Origin of the sequence: Acinetobacter sp. 148 (assembly GCF_031196675.1) — a bacterium.
In the GTDB taxonomy this organism is placed as follows: Bacteria; Pseudomonadota; Gammaproteobacteria; order Pseudomonadales; family Moraxellaceae; genus Acinetobacter; species Acinetobacter baumannii.
In genome coordinates this window covers 140,962-159,409 of record NZ_JAVIMT010000060.1, presented here as the reverse complement: position 1 = coordinate 159,409, position 18,448 = coordinate 140,962, and the positions used below count along the sequence as shown (strand labels likewise).

The 18,448-nt window shown below is 37.8% G+C and carries 17 protein-coding genes and 1 pseudogene; 11 read left to right on the top strand and 7 right to left on the bottom strand.

Annotation, left to right across the window (positions count from 1 at the left end):
* Positions 1-12: 12 nt before the first annotated feature.
* The 5 genes from RFX69_RS09960 (at position 13) to RFX69_RS09940 (ending at position 5,538) form a co-directional block, all read left to right on the top strand.
* A complete protein-coding gene (locus RFX69_RS09960; protein WP_001246387.1) occupies positions 13-1,095 on the top strand; it encodes a YgcG family protein in 1,083 nt (360 codons plus the stop codon).
* Complete coding sequence (locus RFX69_RS09955; protein WP_032008742.1) at positions 1,089-1,649, top strand: TPM domain-containing protein; 561 nt, start codon at positions 1,089-1,091, stop codon at positions 1,647-1,649. The genes RFX69_RS09960 and RFX69_RS09955 overlap by 7 nt, the downstream gene beginning before the upstream one ends.
* A gap of 342 nt (positions 1,650-1,991) precedes the next feature.
* Entirely contained in the window at positions 1,992-2,435 is a 444-nt protein-coding gene (locus tag RFX69_RS09950; protein ID WP_032008740.1) for a pilin, read from the top strand.
* A 56-nt stretch (positions 2,436-2,491) separates the two neighbouring features.
* Positions 2,492-3,802, top strand: a complete 1,311-nt coding sequence (locus RFX69_RS09945; protein ID WP_270900984.1) for an O-antigen ligase — start codon at positions 2,492-2,494, stop codon at positions 3,800-3,802.
* A 107-nt stretch (positions 3,803-3,909) separates the two neighbouring features.
* The gene (locus RFX69_RS09940) at positions 3,910-5,538 is read left to right on the top strand and encodes a PglL family O-oligosaccharyltransferase (RefSeq protein WP_032008738.1); all 1,629 of its coding nucleotides are present in this window, start codon (positions 3,910-3,912) and stop codon (positions 5,536-5,538) included.
* A gap of 39 nt (positions 5,539-5,577) precedes the next feature.
* Here RFX69_RS09940 and bfr read toward each other — a convergent pair whose 3' ends face one another.
* The 7 genes and pseudogenes from bfr to gmk form a co-directional block, all read right to left on the bottom strand.
* Positions 5,578-6,042, bottom strand: a complete 465-nt coding sequence (gene bfr, locus RFX69_RS09935) for a bacterioferritin (RefSeq protein WP_000678123.1) — start codon at positions 6,040-6,042, stop codon at positions 5,578-5,580.
* A gap of 244 nt (positions 6,043-6,286) precedes the next feature.
* On the bottom strand, positions 6,287-6,481 hold the full coding sequence (locus RFX69_RS09930; protein WP_000289091.1) for a bacterioferritin-associated ferredoxin: 195 nt from the start codon (positions 6,479-6,481) through the stop codon (positions 6,287-6,289).
* Between the two features lie 209 nt (positions 6,482-6,690).
* Positions 6,691-7,074 carry a RidA family protein gene (locus RFX69_RS09925; protein WP_000090000.1) on the bottom strand — a complete coding sequence of 128 codons (384 nt, stop codon included), beginning with the start codon at positions 7,072-7,074 and terminating at the stop codon, positions 6,691-6,693.
* A gap of 120 nt (positions 7,075-7,194) precedes the next feature.
* A complete protein-coding gene (locus tag RFX69_RS09920) occupies positions 7,195-9,300 on the bottom strand; it encodes a bifunctional (p)ppGpp synthetase/guanosine-3',5'-bis(diphosphate) 3'-pyrophosphohydrolase (RefSeq protein WP_001117590.1) in 2,106 nt (701 codons plus the stop codon).
* 39 nt (positions 9,301-9,339) lie between these two features.
* Positions 9,340-9,470 (bottom strand): annotated as a pseudogene (locus tag RFX69_RS09915) (hypothetical protein).
* Between the two features lie 38 nt (positions 9,471-9,508).
* On the bottom strand, positions 9,509-9,787 hold the full coding sequence (gene rpoZ / locus RFX69_RS09910) for a DNA-directed RNA polymerase subunit omega (RefSeq protein ID WP_000135049.1): 279 nt from the start codon (positions 9,785-9,787) through the stop codon (positions 9,509-9,511).
* 72 nt (positions 9,788-9,859) lie between these two features.
* On the bottom strand, positions 9,860-10,489 hold the full coding sequence (gene gmk / locus RFX69_RS09905; RefSeq protein WP_000015937.1) for a guanylate kinase: 630 nt from the start codon (positions 10,487-10,489) through the stop codon (positions 9,860-9,862).
* A gap of 122 nt (positions 10,490-10,611) precedes the next feature.
* Between gmk and ispH the strand changes: the two genes are divergently transcribed.
* The 6 genes from ispH (at position 10,612) to RFX69_RS09875 (ending at position 18,442) form a co-directional block, all read left to right on the top strand.
* Positions 10,612-11,562: a 4-hydroxy-3-methylbut-2-enyl diphosphate reductase gene (ispH, locus tag RFX69_RS09900; protein ID WP_000407064.1), complete on the top strand. Its 951-nt coding sequence runs from the start codon at positions 10,612-10,614 to the stop codon at positions 11,560-11,562.
* A 169-nt stretch (positions 11,563-11,731) separates the two neighbouring features.
* Positions 11,732-12,205 (top strand): Tfp pilus assembly protein FimT/FimU, encoded by a 474-nt coding sequence (locus tag RFX69_RS09895; RefSeq protein WP_001214065.1) that lies wholly within the window; start codon positions 11,732-11,734, stop codon positions 12,203-12,205.
* Positions 12,199-12,759: a type IV pilus modification protein PilV gene (gene pilV / locus RFX69_RS09890; RefSeq protein WP_002194578.1), complete on the top strand. Its 561-nt coding sequence runs from the start codon at positions 12,199-12,201 to the stop codon at positions 12,757-12,759. Before RFX69_RS09895 ends, pilV begins: the two co-directional genes overlap by 7 nt.
* Entirely contained in the window at positions 12,760-13,761 is a 1,002-nt protein-coding gene (locus RFX69_RS09885) for a PilW family protein (RefSeq protein ID WP_000079197.1), read from the top strand.
* Entirely contained in the window at positions 13,758-14,576 is an 819-nt protein-coding gene (locus RFX69_RS09880) for a PilX N-terminal domain-containing pilus assembly protein (RefSeq protein ID WP_000149374.1), read from the top strand. Before RFX69_RS09885 ends, RFX69_RS09880 begins: the two co-directional genes overlap by 4 nt.
* A gap of 11 nt (positions 14,577-14,587) precedes the next feature.
* Complete coding sequence (locus RFX69_RS09875) at positions 14,588-18,442, top strand: PilC/PilY family type IV pilus protein (protein WP_272407595.1); 3,855 nt, start codon at positions 14,588-14,590, stop codon at positions 18,440-18,442.
* Positions 18,443-18,448: the final 6 nt, after the last annotated feature.

Genomic DNA, 18,448 nt, shown 5'->3' with positions numbered 1-18,448 from the left:
AAGGAGTGCCGCATGAGAAATACTATATTGCTTCAGTCTAAGCAAATTAGGGTATTCGTTATTACCTTAATTGTTCTCTGCTGTGGTGTTCTGTTTCAGAATGCGGCTTGGAGTGAGAATAATATTGCCACTGCTACCGATGAAACGGATACGGTAGTGGCAGGCAAAATTATTCAACAGCAGCAAGCTCAAGCATCTAAGCCTCAAATAAATTCTCAGGCAGCTTCGAGTGTCACACCTCAAACGCAAGTTGCAAATGATATGGCTGATGGTGAATCGATTCGCGGTTTACCAACATTAAATCAACCCGTCATTGATCAAGCTAACGTTTTGAGTGAAACCGAAAAACAACAGCTTAGCCAGAAAATCTTAAATCTGTACCAGCAAGGTAAAGCACAAATAGGTATTGTGATTGTACCGACTACAGGTCAAGAAGATATTTTTGATTATGCTTTGCGAGTAGGTGAAAAATGGCAACTCGGTTCGAGTAAACGAGATAATGGCTTACTTATCGCAGTTGCAATTAATGACCATAGAATACAGATTCTAACTGGATACGGTTTAGAAGGAGTATTACCTGATATTGTTGCAAGTCGGATTATTCGAAATCAAATTACACCTTATTTTAAACAAGCCCAATATGCTCAAGGACTAAATGCAGGACTTGATGAAATTGGAAGAATTTTAAATTTAGATCCGGAAGTTGCTCAGCAAGCTGCTCAAGATTTAAAAGAACGCCAACATCAAGCTGCCGAAGAACAACAAGCCAAACAAACAACGCTTACAATGGCTTTATTTATTCTTGTTGCTGGGGTTGTGGGATCATTTATTGTCGGTCGACCACTTAGCGCGTCAACAGCTGGCGTTGCGGCAGCGGTAGCTGGTTTTGTAAATGGTGCTGGCGTAGTAATGAGTTTACTACTAGGTTTTGGTATTTTCTTTTTACTCATAACTTCAATTGCCCAACTGATTTTACAGGCTATTCTGAGTGGAGCTGGTGGCGGCGGACGCGGAGGAGGCTTTGGCGGTGGTGGCGGAGGCTACGGCGGCGGCGGTGGACGTTTTGGCGGTGGAGGTGCTTCAGGCTCATGGTAACAACATCAGAAACAACCCAAATTATTACTCAGCCAAAAATTGAGGAATCTGTAGAGCCCAGTTTAAAACGTTGGTTTAAGCATTTTTGTTATTTACCAGCAAGTAGCAGATATTTTTCCAAACAAGATAAACAAGCTATTGCTGAGGCTGTACAGCAAGCAGAGCATGGACATGTTGGCGAAATACAGGTTGTCATAGAAGGCCATATCCCATGTTCACAAGCGTATAGACAAAATACACGTTTACGAGCCCAGCAATTATTTGCAGAACTGGGTGTTTGGGATACACAGCTCAATAGTGGTGTATTGCTCTATTTAAATTTGTGTGAACGCACAGTGGAAATCATCTTTGATCGTGGGATTAGGAATGCAACCACTGAACAAATATGGCAGCACATATGTAAGTCGATTGTAGAGCAGCTTCAACAAAAGCAATACCAGAAAGCTGTAGTTACAGGAGTTCAGCAAATTGGAGAAGTGATGTCACGCTTTTACGATGAAAACATGCCAGATCAATTAAATGAATTAGGAAATGCACCTATCATTATCAATTAAATGATTGATTCAAAAATTTAACTGTTTTTAGAATTTTTGCTCAAAAGGTGACTGACAAAAAATGTCACCTATTTGTTTATTTTTATAGAGATTTTTATCACATTCGATATTAAAAAAATGAAATAGACAATAAATTAATTTTTATCGGTGATTCAGTCCTACTAAATTCTTGGTGACAATTTTTGTCAGTTAATTACAGCTTAAGTTACTAGAATAAGGCTTAATAAATTATAAGTGTTTGTTTTTTAAAAGATAATAAAAGTTGGCATGGTTGCTGCAATATATTTCATAGCTGAAAAAGCTTATATAAAAACATACATACAATCTTTGGGGAAAAAGGCTATGAATGCACAAAAAGGTTTTACATTAATCGAACTCATGATCGTGGTTGCCATTATTGGTATTTTGGCAGCGATTGCGATCCCTGCTTATCAAAACTATATTGCTAAGTCACAGGTCAATCGTGTTTACGGAGAATTGTCTAGTTTAAAAACCGCTGCTGAACAGTTAATCCTTGATGGAAAATCTAGTACTTCTGCTACAGATTTAGGGTATAACACTTCAAATTTATTGAGTTCGGCTGGCCCTAACGTAAGTGTAAACCCAAACAATGATGGGACTGTTTCTATTGCAGGTACACTTGGTACTTCAGCGACATCATCTGTAAATGGAGCTGTAGTAACCTTATCAAGAACAGCTACTGGGGCTTGGAGTTGTAGAGTAACTGCTTCGACTAATGGCGGTTGGAAGAGCTCATTTGTTCCATCAGGTTGTGCAGCATCTTAATAGTATTGATATAAGAAAAAGAGGTTTCGGCCTCTTTTTTATTAAAGAAAATAAATATGTTAAAGAAAAATATTTTATTTTTTATAGTAGTAACCTATGTTGTTACAGCACTATTGGGATACCAAATTGGCTGGTCTATTTCGCAATATGACGAACTTCGTTTATTGCAGTTTCCTTTAGCGTTATGTGCTTTATTAATATTAATCTTCGCAAAAAAATTAGAATATTCAATCAATACTCAAATTAATTTTTTTATTATTGGAGTACTCATATTAACTCAACAAATAAATTGGGAAATTTTTGAGTTTCAAGAGCTTTGGTCTGCGATAGCATTACTTTTTATATTTTCTGCCTTAACATATGAGTTAAGGAATATAAAAAATATAGAGCATGGTATTGCACTAATTGTAGTTACAGCGATTATTCCATGTTTATTTATTTTGATTTCTATTTTTAATTTTATTATCCATCAACAATGGTTTGATTGGCAGTTTAACTCTGGCACGATTCGGATTTATGATAGTGTTATTGTTCCCTTATTTTTCTTCCTGATTTATCTGAAAAATAAGAAATATCCTTATATCTCTTATTTTTACCCTATAGCAATTTTCTTTTTTGCTTTAGCATGGTTTTTTGATGGGGCTAGGTCTGCTTTACTTGCGGTAATGACAGGATTGCTAGTTCTCTTTATATATTCTAAAGAAAATCGAAAGCTTATTCTGCAAAGCTGTATTTATATTTTTTTAGCTTTTTTTGTTTATAAAATCACTATTTTTTTAGCTGAAAAAAATACAATGACTGTAATACGAACGGGAACATCGCTGCGCGCAGAAATGTGGAAGTTTGTATTTGAACAATGGAAACAGCACCCATTTACTGGGGTTGGTGGTGGCTATTTGTCTAAAATACAGTATGCGTATGGACATCATATACATAATCTATATTTAAGACTTATTTTTGAATGGGGCATTATAGGTCTCATATTCAGTATATGGATGTTGACCCGGTTAATCGGTTTATTTAAAGATAAAACTGTTTCACTAATTTTGAAAATTGGTGTGATCGCCGTTTTAGTTGATGCAATGTTCTCAGGTAGTATGGTGTACCCAGCGTCACAAATTGTCTGTGTATTATTTATAGCTTTTACTTTTTCTCATAGAGAGTTAACTTCTTGTTCCCAATATTCTTTTAGGTCGACAAAAATACTGATTGCTTTATGGGGAGCTTTATTTTTATACATCACAATAATGTATTTAGGACAAGATTTAACTTGTTGGAATTGCGGAAGCTATGGAGGACGAATGGCTCCAAACTTTTGGTTTTATGGTGGTGCGGAGCACTTAGTACCAGCTTCAAAAATTCCTTAACTTGTGAAGTAAACTTTATTAAGGCCTTTTCATATAGACTTCATACATTTTTCTTTAGGGTTCCATGTATAATTTCACCCAGTTCTAATAGTATCAAACCTATCACTATGCAAGTATTCTTTCTGTCCCTCGCAGCAATTTTGTTGGGTTTTGCGTGGTTATCACCATTCCACTATAACCCTTGGGTAATGTTTTCTAGTGAAATGGGTACTTTTGCGGCAGGTTTAAGTGTCTTAGCTGCACTTTTTTATCAAAATATAAAAATTCCGCGGGCACAATTATTACTATTGCCATTTATTTTAGTTCCAGTGGTGCAGTGGGCTTTTGGTCTAGTTTTTGATTTTAGTACAGCTTTGTTAAGTTCACTTTACTTATTAGGCTTCTGGTTTATGGTTGTGGCGGGTTATAACTTGTCACTAGATCAACAAAAGCGAGATCAAATTTTTACAGGCTTTAGCCTATTACTGATTATTGTATCAATTGCGACCAGTTTTATTGCGATATGCCAATGGTTAAATATTGAGTCTCATTTTGTGCATATGTTGCATTTAATTGGTAACCGTCCTTACGGCAACTTTGGTCAACCTAACAATATGGCAACCTTTCTGATTATGGGGCTATTAGGTTGTCTATTTTTATATGAAAAGAATAAAGCAACAGTTTGGTTACTTTTCCCTTCAGCACTCATTATTTTGTTTACAATCGCTTTAAGCCAATCAAGAACGTCTTGGGTCGTTTTTCCATTTTTACTTATCTATTGGATAGTTAAACTATTTGGAAAACAAAAAAGATTTGGTTTTATTCAAGGGTTCTTGTGGTGCGCTGGTTTTTTTGTAATAGCTGGCGTGATTCTGCCATTTGCTACTAGTTTAATTGAAGCATGGTCAAGCACTGATGTAACCCAAGCAAGTAGTTTAGTTGAAAGAGCAAGCTCTGGATATTTACGTTTTAATATCTGGACCCAAATGCTACTTGCTGTACAGCAGCATCCTTGGTTAGGGTATGGTTGGAACCAAACCAGTGTGGCGCAAATGTCAGCCTATGCTCTTTTTCCAACAACTGAGTGGACGACCAGTGCCCATAATGTTTTATTAGATCTCATCATCTGGAACGGTATCCCAATAAGTATAGTCATTATTGCTTACTTTACGTGTTGGTTCCTTTGGCTAAATCAGCAGGCTAAAGAAACTATCTCAATTATTGCAATTATGATGGTGTGTACCGTACTCATTCATGCCATGTTAGAGTTTCCTCAACGCTACGCTTACTTCTTACTTACTTGTGGTTTCTTATTAGGCATAATTCAGGCACAGACACCTGTACTCAAAGGTATTGTACTCAACAAGCAGGTTCTTCGTTTAATTTGGGGAATAAGTTTAATACTTCTGCTAGCAATTTGGCGTGACTATAATGTCTATGTTACAAATAGTAATTTGTTGTTTAAGAATAAACAGCCAAATGCTGAGGTTTTGGGAAGTAATCAGATTTTTGTTTTAACGCAGTTTGAGCAGCGTTTAAAATGGATTGAGATGAAGCCTGAAACTACTTTATCTGATGCTGATTTAGCAGTGTGGAGTAATTTCGTAAAAAATAAAGCAACGCCTTATAACTTGCGTAAATATGCCCAGCTACTTGCTTATAATGGAAAGGTAGAACAGGCCGAGCAACAAATATTTATTTTGCAGCATCTTTATCGACAGCAAATAACTTTGGCAGAGTTGTTAAAAGATAAATAAAAAAATCCCCTTGAGTACAAGGGGATTTTTTATGAGGAATTACATTTGGCTTTGGATATAATTTTCGATACCAACACTGCCAATAAGATCAATTTGAGTATCTAACCAATCCCAATATTCTTCCTCTTTTTCTAAGATTTCTTGTACCAAATCACGCGTTACATAGTCTTGTTCTGTTTCGGCTAAAGCGACCGCTTTCTGAATTGCTTCAATATTTTCTTTTACTTTACGGATGTCGCATTGCAGAACTTCTTCTGTATGTTGACCGATATACAATTTACCTAAGTGTTGAAGATTAGGGAGACCTTCTAAAAATAAGATACGCTCAATAATTTTGTCAGCATGCTTCATTTGGCGAATTGATTCTTTATATTCGGCAGAACCGAGTTGTTCAATTCCCCAATCATTAAACATACGAGAGTGTAAAAAGTATTGATTAATTGCAGTTAAATGATGATACAGCACTTGGTTGAGCTGATTAATGACATCACGATTGCCTTTCATTGTAGCTACTCCAAAACAATTTCTGCCTTAATTCAATTAAGGCAATCTATAAATTCATTTTAGTGAACAATCATGGATATGGCGAGTAATTTATGGAACAGCAAATGAAAATCGCAATCAAAAACAACACAATATTGGTAAATATGAATTTCCTTTCAAAAAAAACCGCTTCAATGAGGAACATTTAACGTTCCGCAAAAAGCGGTGGAGGAGTCAATAAATTTTTGTTAAATATTAATTTTTATTATGCAGCTACAGAAATGCGAGCAGCAATTTCTGCTAATTCTTCACTAATAATAGCACGTGCTTCTGGTGCACAGCGTCCACAGCAAGTACCAAGATCAAGCAAATCGCGAATTTCACGATAGCTTTCAGCGCCATTTTCAATAGCGTCTTTAATATCCTGATCGGTAATGCCACGACACAAGCAAACGTACATGGGAGTGATCCCCAAATATAAATGCGATAATTGATATTATTGATAATTATTATCGTTTGTCAATGAAATTCATTTAAAATCTCATTTATCGTTATTGGGATTTTGGATAAAAAAATACCACCTAAGCGGAAATCTGAGAGTTACTCAGCTTTTTAAGCTGGGGTGGTATCTAATTTTAGAGCTAAATAATTTCTAGTTAATATTTTATCTTACTGATTAATAATAACAATTCCATCCATTTCAACTAAAGCCCCTTTAGGCAGGCTTGCTACACCAAGTGCAGCACGAGCTGGGTATGGTTGAGCAAAATATTCGCCCATAATTTGGTTAACGAGTTGGAAATTAGATAAATCAGTAAGAAAAATATTGAGCTTTGCAATATCTGCAAGTGTGCCGCCTGCAGCTTCACATACTGCTTTAAGGTTATCAAAAACACGGCGGATTTGAGCTTCAATACCGTCTACAAGTTCCATACTGTAAGGATCTAAACCAATTTGCCCTGATAAATATAGTGTGTTACCTACTAAAATGGCTTGAGAATATGTGCCGATGGCAGCAGGGGCATTTTCAGTATGAATGACTTGACGGGACATTTGGTTCTCCTTGATTAAATCTTTTTTCATCATAATCGATGATACGTTTTGACAAAAGTATCATCGATTTAATTGATTAGGTACTTTTAGAAGTTAGATTTTAGTAAAGCAGAACAAATTTTAGCTGACTTTGGAAATTTCCATTTGTGGAGCAGGGGCGTCTAGACGCTCAATACGTGGGAAGCCATAGTGCATTCGTAAATCACGAATTACTTTTGCAATATGTTTACGGTTGTTTACTACAATATTGACGAAAGTACGCTGTTCGTTGGAATGTACCATTTCTACCCCAGCATTATTTTTACGACATTGGTAAATGAGGTCTGATACCTGCTCATCATTCATTGCCATGTAAATCGCAAGGTAAGCAGTAAAGCGTACATCATCTACGTCATCTGCTTTCCATTGAAGCGGCATAATGTTTTCTGGGTGTAAATGTTGTTCATGAAGCAAATTATGACAACGAATACGATGCACAATTAAACCACGTCGCGTTAAATGGCCTTGAATTGGATCGCCTAAAATAGGATTACAACAGTGGGCATATTTAACATCAATGCCTTCAGTTCCTTGAATTAGCCGATCTGAATTTTCTGCTCGAGGATGCTTGTCATTTGCAAACAAATGGTTAGCTACAAGTTGAGGAAGTAAATCTCCAACAGCAATTTGCTCAAATAATGCATCTTTATTATCAATATGACGCCATTGTAAGAGATCTAACCAATCTGCATCTGAAAGGTCGTTAATAGAACGATTAAAGAGTTTCAAAGCTCGTGAAAGTGCTTGGGCACCAACTAAACGTTGCTCTTCAATATCTTGGTCTTTGAGTACGTGCTGTAAAGCACGTCGAGCTTTTTGAGTATTAATGAAGCTCAACCAATCTGGATTTGGCGTTGCTAAAACGTCAGTAATAATCTCAATAACTTGCCCACTAACTAATGGTGTAGAAAGTGGCTTAATTTCACCATCAACTTTTGCACCTACCGCATGGTTGCCTAAGAAAAGACTAGCTGAATAGGCAAAATCAACTACTGTGGCACCTTGTGGTAATTCATGTAACTGGCCGTGTGGTGTGTAAACCCAAATTTTTTCTTGATGCAAATAATCAAGTAAGTCATTAAAAGTCGTTTTAGCACATTCACCATCAATGAGTGTATTTAGGTTCTGCATGGAAGCTTGAATGGCAGAGCGGCAAGTTTGTGGAGCATTTTCGCCGAGTACGACACCGAAACGTGCAGCTTTACGCATCAACTCAGTTTGAATAGTGAGCGATAACGTGGTTTTTTCACCCTTAAGCTTGATCATTAATGACTGATTACCACCTGGTAATGGTCGGCGGATATGATCTTGATATTGGATGACCTGAAAATTTTCTTTTAAGGCTGCTACTAAACGGTCGCAGTCTGCAATGGACTGCAAAACGATTTCAAAGGCATGGCTATGAGTAAGTTCTTGTAAATCCATTTCATTTTTTACGAAATGGCGTAAGAGCTCAATATTATTATTTTTCTTTTTAATTCGACCTTGAATATGATAATTGTGGAGAAGCTCCGCAAGATTTTGTTCCCAGATACTTTGGTATTTACATCGCTCTGGTTTGGTTTGAAGCAACGCATTTTGAACGTTATCAAACATATCTAAATCGAGATTTTGATAACATAAATTTTCAAGGTTATCGGCCATTTCATTCATGCCGACTAATCTTGCCATCGGTACGAAAATATCAAAGGTTTCTTGAGCAATACGAGCACGTTTATCGGGACGTAAGGCGCCCAATGTGGTCATATTGTGGTAGCGATCAGCTAGTTTAATAATAATGACGCGTGGATCTTGCAAAGTAGCTTGTAGAATTTTTCTAAAAGAAGCAGCTTTATTATATTCTTTATCGCTCGACTGGCTTAGTTTGGTTACGCCATCAACAAGCTCTGCAACTGTTTGTCCAAATCGCTCAATAATATCGTCTTTTGTATATTGAGTATCTTCAATGACATCATGTAAAAGTGCAGCCATTAATGTTTCAGGATCCAGGCGCATATTCGCTAAAATACAGCTAACCGCGATAGGATGCAGAATATAAGGTTCTCCGCTTTTACGGGTAATACCAGTGTGTGCCAGATCTCCAAAATCGCAGGCAGCAAGCACTTTTTCGACTTCACTTACCGATAAGTAAGGGTCGATAATTAATTTGAGCTGTTGCTTGGCTTGGCTGACCTCTTCGCCTGGCATAGACCACCCTTTTTCTGTTGCTTAAAAAACTAAATCTATCTACTTCTTAATGAAAAGCATATTGCGGAACTTGTCAATTTTTTCGTTTGAAAAAGTGTATTTTTTTTTCAATGAAAATAATTGCTTTTACCAATATGTTTTAAATATGCATAAGCCAAATAAAAAACCATCGCAAAAAAACGATGGTTTTTTATAGAAACAGGAATAATTAGAAAGAAAAACCTTCTAAATTTAAGCTGTTTGTAGAAAGGGCAAGATCAAGACTAGAAGTTTGGTAATCTTGCTCACGTTGTTTAAGAATTTCTTTCGTTACGTGACCTACAGCGATTTCACGTAAAGCAACAACTGTTGGTTTGTCGTTATCCCATTCTACAGTTGGCTCCATGCCTTGACGTGCCAATTGACGAGCACGTTTACTTGCAACGAGCACAAGCTCAAAACGGTTGTCTACATGATCTAAACAATCTTCAACGGTGACGCGTGCCATAAAAGTTCTCGTTTTGGAATGGTAAATTTGAACAGACTAAATAGTATAAAAGGCTTTCGTTCCAGACTCAAGTTATTCCTGTTTTGGTTGTGGAGTAATCAAGTCTTGAATTAGATTTTGATGTCTTTTTGCCTGTTGAGATAAGACTAAACGATTTGCTGTAATGACGGCTTCAAGCTCATGTAAGGCTTTATTAAAGTCATCATTAATGATGATATAGTCGAAATTTACATAATGCTGCATGTCTTCAACAGCACAGCTTAAGCGGTGTTCAATAACTTCAACAGAGTCTGTACCACGGTTAGATAAACGTTGACGTAAATCGAATTGAGTAGGTGGTAAAATAAAGATCTGTTTAGACTCAGGAAACAGCTTGCGTACTTGCTCTGCACCTTGCCAGTCAATTTCAAGCAAGACATCATGTCCTTGAGCTAACTGTTGTTTTACGGTTGCTTGTGAAGTGCCGTAGTAATTACCAAATACTTCAGCATATTCGATAAATCCACCTTGGTTCACTTGGTCTAAAAATTCATCTTTTGTTGTGAAGTGATAGTGAACACCATCTAACTCACCTGGTCGTTGACCTCGGGTAGTATGCGAAACTGAAACATGTAAATTGCTCACACGGTCAAGTAGGGCTTTCACCAAAGATGTTTTGCCCGTTCCTGATGCAGCAGAAACGACAAACAATAGACCCGACATGATATTTTTCCTGATATGATAAAATATCTTCGCTATTGTAGTGTACCGTGCGTTTAAACTGAATAGTTTTAACTGCAAATATTTACGAGAAGTTCCCCTGTTTTATTAATTTTGAGGCTGTTATGGAAATTGTGTTAGCTAATCCGCGTGGTTTTTGTGCCGGTGTTGATCGAGCCATAGCAATCGTCAATCGGGCTTTGGAATGTTTTAATCCTCCTATCTATGTACGTCATGAAGTTGTACACAATAAATTTGTGGTAGATGACTTACGCCAAAGAGGGGCTGTTTTCGTTGATGAGCTGGACCAAGTGCCAGATGATTCTATTGTAATTTTCAGTGCGCACGGTGTTTCAAAAGCAGTTCAGCAAGAAGCAGAGCGTCGAGGCTTAAAAGTTTTTGATGCGACTTGTCCATTGGTGACTAAAGTACATATTGAAGTAACTAAATATGCTCGCGAAGGGACAGAAGCTATTTTAATTGGTCATGAAGGGCACCCGGAAGTTGAAGGTACGATGGGACAATATGACAAATTAAAAGGTGGCGATATTTATCTGGTTGAAGATGAGGCTGATGTGGCAGCACTCGAGGTTAGACATCCGGAAAAATTAGCATTTGTTACGCAAACGACCTTATCTATTGATGATACAGCAAAAGTAATTGATGCTTTGCGTGCGAAATTCCCGAATATTCAAGGTCCGCGTAAAGATGACATCTGTTATGCAACTCAAAATAGACAAGATGCAGTACGTGACTTAGCTGAAAAATGTGATGTTGTGCTGGTTGTTGGCTCACCTAACTCGTCAAATTCGAATCGTTTACGTGAGCTTGCTGAGCGTATGGGGAAAGCTGCTTATCTAGTAGATAATGCAGATCAACTTGAACAATCATGGTTCAATGATACTTGTAAAATTGGTGTTACAGCAGGAGCTTCAGCCCCAGAAATTTTAATTAAGCAAGTGATTCAACGTTTACAAGATTGGGGAGCTCAGGCGCCTAAAGAATTAGAAGGACGTGAGGAAAATATTACTTTTAGTCTTCCTAAAGAATTACGTATTCATGTGACCCAAGCATAAAATGTGACTTATTTAACATACTGATTTTAAATAGTTAAACAGATAATTGTTAACATGACAGTTATCTGTTTTTTTATACCCTTTGTCTGTTTTGTATTTGTTTTGTAATTTGTAAAAGTAAAATTTAAATAAGAAATAAAAAATTTTAGTTTTATTTGGGGTTCTGGGGATGAGGGGAATTATTCCGCAAGAAGGGTTCACCTTGGTCGAGCTAATGGTGACGATTGCGGTCATGGCTATTATTGCACTGATGGCTGCGCCATCAATGTCAAATTTATTAGAAAGTAAACGTTTGGATGCTAATCAAAGAGACTTAATCAACACTTTATCAGAAGCGAAAAGTCAGGCAATTTTAGGACGTCAGAATGTTTCTGTTAACTTGAACTCAACAGCTTCAAATACACCCACTTCATTAAATTGGCAGACAGCTTCTAATAATACTCTTGAGCTAAAAAATATAGCCGCTGATGGTACGCAAAGTTCTTTAACGACTACCACTTTAGCTTTTAACGCAAATGGAGTAGTGGCAAATATAACTCAAGATACGCTTTTATCTATTTGTAATTCTAGAATAAATAAAAAGAAAGTCATTATTTTGACCAAGCTTGGCACTTTAGTTTTTAAGGCCGAGGAGACTTGTTAATGCATCACTATAAGCAAAAAGCCCAAGCTGGGGTGGGCTTACTCGAAGTTTTGGTTGCCTTAATTTTACTTGCTATTGGAGTTTTAGGTTATGTTGCCTTGCAGCTAAGAGCTATGGATGCCTCTTCAGAAGCATTAAGTAAATCTCAAGCCATTCTAGTGATGAGGGGATTAGCAGAAAATATCCGTACAAATAGTACTCAAGCTAGCCAGTATCCTACATTTGTGCGTAGTTATAGCAACTATACATCTGATACTCCTGCACCCACGTCATGTTTTAACTCTCTATGTACTGCCTCCCAACTTGCTCAATTTGATGCCTATCAAGCAGCTAGAAATGCTAATCAACTGGGTATGAGAATTACGATGTCAAATTGCCCTGGCGTTACAAATACAATGGTGCAACAACGCCAGTGCCTATTTGTCTTTTGGGGTAAAACTGCGCCAGTGATTACTACAAATGGAACAAATACTAGTGTGGATGTTTCAAGTTGTATGAGTAATAACGGTGTTTACGTGAATAATTCAACTTGCTTAATGATGGAGGCATATTAAATGGCTCAATCATTTATTTCTAATAAAGAACAAGGTTTTACCTTGATTGAACTTATAGTCGCCTTAGCTTTAGGCCTAATATTAGTGGCTGCTGCAACACAGCTATTTATTGGAGGGCTTTTATCGAGCCGATTGCAAAAGGCCAATGCTGAAATCCAGGACAGCGGTATTTTTGGTTTGGAATATATGGCACGTGATATACGGCTTCTAAATTATGGAAATGTTGTAAATCCACAATTAACAGATACAACGCCTTGGGGAGGTATTGTATTAACAGGTTCAACAGCAACAAATGCCAACAATATTAATTTTATTCCAAAAGTTGATACAAATACTTATATTCCGGAAGCGTTATTAAGCCGTGGTGCAGGTGATACGGTAAGTACAGTGAATAACCACTGGAAAGGTCTTTCAAATATACAGAATAGTTCAAATGCTGAAGTACAAAGCGATCAACTGACTATTCAATTCATTGCCCCGACTAATATGACTAATTGTGAAGGTGTGAATGTGTTAGCGGGGGACCTAATAGTTCAACGGTATTTTTTACGTGTTGATAATAATGGTAGCTCTCAACAGGATTATGCACTTGCATGTGATGCGAATACCCCTGCGGTTAGTGCTACAGCGCAACCTGATATCGTTAATGGATTAGGAGATGCAGGGCAAATTATACTGCCTCGTATTGACCATTTTCATGTCTTATTAGGTGCGAAAAACGCAGCTGGTAATTTTGCTTATTACACAATTCCTCAGTATCGGGTGGCTGCACAAGCTGCTCGAGATGCGAGTCCAGCTGTGGCTGCTCCAAGAATTCTGTCAATACAAATATCGGTATTAGCCCGTTCTACAAATAATGCTCAAAATAAGGCAATAGACCCTAATCAGTCTTTTCTTATGCTAGATCAGAATGTGCATGCTGCTGATAACAGAACTCGCTTTTTACGACGCGTATATAGCGTGACAATTGCTTTACGCAATGCAATGGGGGAAACAATATGACCCATTTAAATTATAAAAATATTAAAGGTCGATCTAAGGAAACGGGTGCCACACTTATTGTTGTACTTATTATTTTATTGATTGTTATTTCTGTCGGGGTTTTGGCAATAAGAGTAGCGATTGTTTCTCTAAAAGTTGCAACTAATAGCCAAGTTGGCCAATTAAACTTTCAATCTTCAGATACTCCGTTAGAGCTTATTGTACAGATGAACCCAACCACATTGACAAATATTACCAATGTGATTGGAGCAGCACTGAAAGCACATGAAAGTAACCCTGGTGCGGAATATAACTTTTGCTATAAACCAACTTCTACATCTGTAAGTTTTGCTCAAACTCGGGGGGCAAGTTTGCTTCGAGCTGGCAGCGCCAATAATGCTGTGGTTGAAGATGGTGGAGTAGCAGGTTTCTGCGATTTAACAAGTGACTATGGGAGTAATCGTCAAGCGGTAGTTACTCAAGTTGCTGTCAGTATCCCAACCGATGCCATGGCTGATATTCCGGGTTCAAATCTACCTCGGGACATAAATCTTTCCGAAGGAACCCAACTTCCTAAAAGCATGCTATCTACGCAACGTATTCGGGTTATTACAACAGCGTTTTTACCTGCTTATGCCTCGACTTCTTTAGAAACTCTGCAATCTGATTGCTTAAGTACGAGTTCCGCAAAAATTAGTGACAACTTTGATAGTGCATTAACGGATAAGCAAACCCTAGCTGATTGTTTGGCAAACCATAACGTACCTTTTAGTACTCAAGTTCAAGAATTTAACTATACCAATAAGCTGACTGAAATCACGGCACCAGGTTCATAATGGGGAATATCATGAAACTAAAATTGAAGAATTTTAAGCCAAATAATTTATGGTATGCCGTCTGTTCAAGCTCAATAATATTCACATGGCTGATGACAAGCTCTGTGGTGCAGGCAAGTGATTTACAAATTTATGCCTCACCTACAGCAGGTAAAAAAACAATTGTGATGATGTTGGATACATCAGGAAGTATGACCAACAATAGTTATGGTGAAAACCGCTTAGCCATGCTTAAAAATGGTATGAATGCTTTTTTGGCTAGCAATAACCCTGTCTTAAATGATACGCGAGTAGGTTTAGGAAATTTCTCGGCAAATGGCGACAGCCGAAGTGGACAAATCTTGGTGGCTGCTGCTCCTTTAGGAGATGCGAGTACTTTAAATACGGTAGGCTCACAACGTTATAAATTAAAACAAGCTGTTGCTAATTTAACTGCAGGAGGCTCAACACCTTCAGCCCACGCTTATGCTGAAGCGGCTGCTTATTTGATGGGAACAACCACATATTCAGAGACGAATTATGCTATTCGTAAAGATAGTTATATCAAACGTGTAAGAAGATCTGATAATAGAACTGAATATTCATATTGTACTAATTACCGTGATTCGCAAATTGATACAGCCAACCTATGGCAACCTTGTCGTTCAAATAGTTATTGGAGTAGCTGGTCAACAAATAATCCAGGTGTGGATAATGCTACTGCTTATGATACTTCATCTGACTGGACTTATTACTATACTTATTACTACACCACTTTTAATTATGCTGTAGCAAATGCAGATAGCGGTATTCCAAAATCTAAATCAAATGATACAGCTAGCAATCCGAATATTGTTGTAGACCGAAATGCTACTAACTCCAATGCAGTGTATCAGTCACCTTTACCTGCAGTAGCGAATCGCCAGAGTTGTGATGGACAAGGTATTTACTTCTTATCGGATGGCGAACCGAACAATACAACAAATACACGTTCGGCAAGTGTCATGTCGACTGCTTTAGGTAGTACTTTTGGAGCTGATTTTAATTGTTCTGGAGGTTTATCTAACACTACGGCAGACTCTGGTTGGGCTTGTATGGGGGAGTTTGCAAAAAGATTATTTGATAAAACAAAGAACCCTGCCGGAGTTTCTATTCAAACAGCATTTGTCGGTTTTGGTAGTGACTTTTCTAGTTTGAATTCTTCTGATGTAAAAAATGCCTGCCGTTTAAGTTCGAGAACCCAGTCTGACCGAAAAGGAGATGATGCGTGTTCACCGAATCAATCTACAAATGCGGTAGCTGCACCAGGTTATGGGAATGGTGGTTTTTTCCCTACTCAGAGTTCACAAGGCGTAACAGACAGCGTTATCGCATTTATTAATAATTTAGATAAAGTTCCTTTAGAACCCTTAACCACAGGTGCTATCTCAGTTCCATATGATGCATTGAATCCCAAAAATTTACAGGAATATGGTTATTTACGAGCTTTTGAGCCAAATCCAGCTAACACGTACTTAACATGGCGTGGAAATTTAAAGAAATATCATGTTGTTTTATCTGGAGCGAATGCAGGTGCTTTTGAGGCCAATTCTGGCGGATTAGTCTACAATGCAAGTGGGGCTTTTAGGACTGGAACAAAGGATTATTGGAATAGCTCTACTTATACTGACGGAGGCAAAGTCTTTTTAGGTGGTTCATATGCGAATGTGCCTTTACCCATTGCTGGACAACCTGAAACACGTGATGCAGAAGGGAATATCACAAAATATTATTACGCAGTACAAAGTAAAATCCGCAACTTATTTACTGATGTTTCCGCCGTTGCAGCAGATGGTAGCTTAACGAAAATTTCAACTTCTGGAACTAATTTGCTAAAAATTCCAGCTGCTCCACCAGAAGGAACTAATCCTTTTGATACGGTGGCTAATACAGCAAGTTATGTTTTAGGTAAATTTGATCCATCAACTGGACAAAATATTTTAAAAGCTTTTCCTATAAGCTTGAAATTAAAAATATTAAATTATTTAGGTTATTCAACAGATATTAATGCAACAACTCTGCCTTCATCTTTGGTTACATCGAATGAACCTTATTTATCGATGGGGGGAAGTATTCACTCTTTACCGGTTCAACTAACCTACAATGGAACACTAGATGATAATGGGAATTTAACATCTGCCCGAGAACAATCTATCCTCTATGGAACTATGGAAGGCGGATTACATATTGTGGATGCTTCATCTGGTATTGAGCAAATGGTCTTTGTTCCTGCAGATATTTTAAATGATTCAGTTGCTTCCAAAGCTTTAGTTGTTGGTCAAAGTGATGCTTCAGCTCCCGCTCATGGTATGGACGGAGCTTGGGTATCTGATCCAGCCTATAATATTACTACAGTGGGAAGTGGTAGCTCGGCAGTATCAAAAGTAACTGCAAAGCAAATGAATATTTATGGCGGCATGCGCATGGGGGGAAGTAGCTACTACGGACTAGATGTATTAAGCCCTACTTCACCGAAACTGCTTTTTAGAATAGGGGCAGACCAGACTGACTATAGCCGTATGGGGCAAAGCTGGTCTAAACCCGTACTCGCGAACATCCGTTATAACGGTTCTATTAGACGCGTCCTGATTGTTGGCGGTGGTTATGATCAGTGTTATGAAAAACCAAATATTACGTTGACTGACGCTTGCTTTACCAATGGAAAAGCAAAAGGAAACGCTGTCTATATTATTGACGCAAAAACTGGTCAGCGTTTGTGGTGGACAAGTGATACAGGTTCTAATACTGATAACGCCAATATGAAGCATAGTATTGTTAGCCGTATTAGTACTTTAGACCGTGATGCTGATGGCTTAGTCGACCATCTATATTTTGGAGATTTAGGCGGACAAATTTTTCGCGTGGACCTTAATAATAATCAGACAAAAACCAATTCGACCTATAGCAGTTTTGGTGTCAGAGTTGTGCGTTTAGCGAATTTAGCAACAAATGATTCAACTTATGATGGCACAAATGATTATACAGGTGGGAATGCTCCTCGTTTTTATGAGCCTCCAACAGTAACGATCCACGATTATGGAATTCATACTTTTATTACAGTAGGTATTGCATCAGGAGACCGTAGTACACCTTTAGACGTTTACCCACTCACAGGTCGTGAAGGTATGACGCCTGCAAGTGCATTAAGTGGACGTCCTGTAAATAATGTATATGGAATTATTGATAAAGACTTTGTTAAAAAGAACTTAATGTCTTTAACTGATAATCAGCTTGAAACAAAAGATATTACACGGACAGGCTTAAGAAAAAATCCACAAATTCTAAGAACAGGTGAAACAAGAGTAGCTCAAATTTTCTTCCCCACTACAGGAGTAGGTAAAGGTGGTTGGTATCGCTCGCTTTCTAGTACGAGCGATGGTACAGAAAAAGCTAATAATAGTTTTCGTATTAAAGGAGGACTCAAAGCTTTTGAGGAACCAATGGCAATTACGGGTAATTTAATTATTCCAGTTTATGACCCTCAAGGAACGGGAATTGTTGCGGCAGATCCTTGTCTACCTCGTGTTGTGGGAGAAACAGACCGACAAACTTATTGTTTACCATTTGGTGCTTGTCTTAATCCGGATGGAACCATTAATTCAAATAAAGAAAACCCGAGCGGGTTTCAAACAAAAACTGGTAGTAACTGTCCAGCTGGAGTCTCTGAATGTAATACAAATGTCATTGGTGCAGGTATTCGTAATATCACATTTGTTCCAAAAAGAGATGAACCTCCTGTGACTAATAGTTGTGGGAAATTACAGCTGTCTGGAAACGAGAACGGAACAGGTGAGTGGCAATGTACAAGTCATTTACTTCCTGTGCGCTGGTATGAGCGCTATCGCTAGAAGGAA

Bases quoted from the DNA above. Each gene is read 5' to 3' on its own strand.
- RFX69_RS09960 (WP_001246387.1), top strand. From the start codon at position 13: ATGAGAAATACTATATTGCTTCAGTCTAAGCAAATTAGGGTATTCGTT.
- RFX69_RS09955 (WP_032008742.1), top strand. From the start codon at position 1,089: ATGGTAACAACATCAGAAACAACCCAAATTATTACTCAGCCAAAAATT.
- RFX69_RS09950 (WP_032008740.1), top strand. From the start codon at position 1,992: ATGAATGCACAAAAAGGTTTTACATTAATCGAACTCATGATCGTGGTT.
- RFX69_RS09945 (WP_270900984.1), top strand. From the start codon at position 2,492: ATGTTAAAGAAAAATATTTTATTTTTTATAGTAGTAACCTATGTTGTT.
- RFX69_RS09940 (WP_032008738.1), top strand. From the start codon at position 3,910: ATGCAAGTATTCTTTCTGTCCCTCGCAGCAATTTTGTTGGGTTTTGCG.
- bfr (WP_000678123.1), bottom strand. From the start codon at position 6,042: ATGAAAGGCAATCGTGATGTCATTAATCAGCTCAACCAAGTGCTGTAT.
- RFX69_RS09930 (WP_000289091.1), bottom strand. From the start codon at position 6,481: ATGTACGTTTGCTTGTGTCGTGGCATTACCGATCAGGATATTAAAGAC.
- RFX69_RS09925 (WP_000090000.1), bottom strand. From the start codon at position 7,074: ATGTCCCGTCAAGTCATTCATACTGAAAATGCCCCTGCTGCCATCGGC.
- RFX69_RS09920 (WP_001117590.1), bottom strand. From the start codon at position 9,300: ATGCCAGGCGAAGAGGTCAGCCAAGCCAAGCAACAGCTCAAATTAATT.
- rpoZ (WP_000135049.1), bottom strand. From the start codon at position 9,787: ATGGCACGCGTCACCGTTGAAGATTGTTTAGATCATGTAGACAACCGT.
- gmk (WP_000015937.1), bottom strand. From the start codon at position 10,489: ATGTCGGGTCTATTGTTTGTCGTTTCTGCTGCATCAGGAACGGGCAAA.
- ispH (WP_000407064.1), top strand. From the start codon at position 10,612: ATGGAAATTGTGTTAGCTAATCCGCGTGGTTTTTGTGCCGGTGTTGAT.
- RFX69_RS09895 (WP_001214065.1), top strand. From the start codon at position 11,732: ATGAGGGGAATTATTCCGCAAGAAGGGTTCACCTTGGTCGAGCTAATG.
- RFX69_RS09885 (WP_000079197.1), top strand. From the start codon at position 12,760: ATGGCTCAATCATTTATTTCTAATAAAGAACAAGGTTTTACCTTGATT.
- RFX69_RS09880 (WP_000149374.1), top strand. From the start codon at position 13,758: ATGACCCATTTAAATTATAAAAATATTAAAGGTCGATCTAAGGAAACG.
- RFX69_RS09875 (WP_272407595.1), top strand. From the start codon at position 14,588: ATGAAACTAAAATTGAAGAATTTTAAGCCAAATAATTTATGGTATGCC.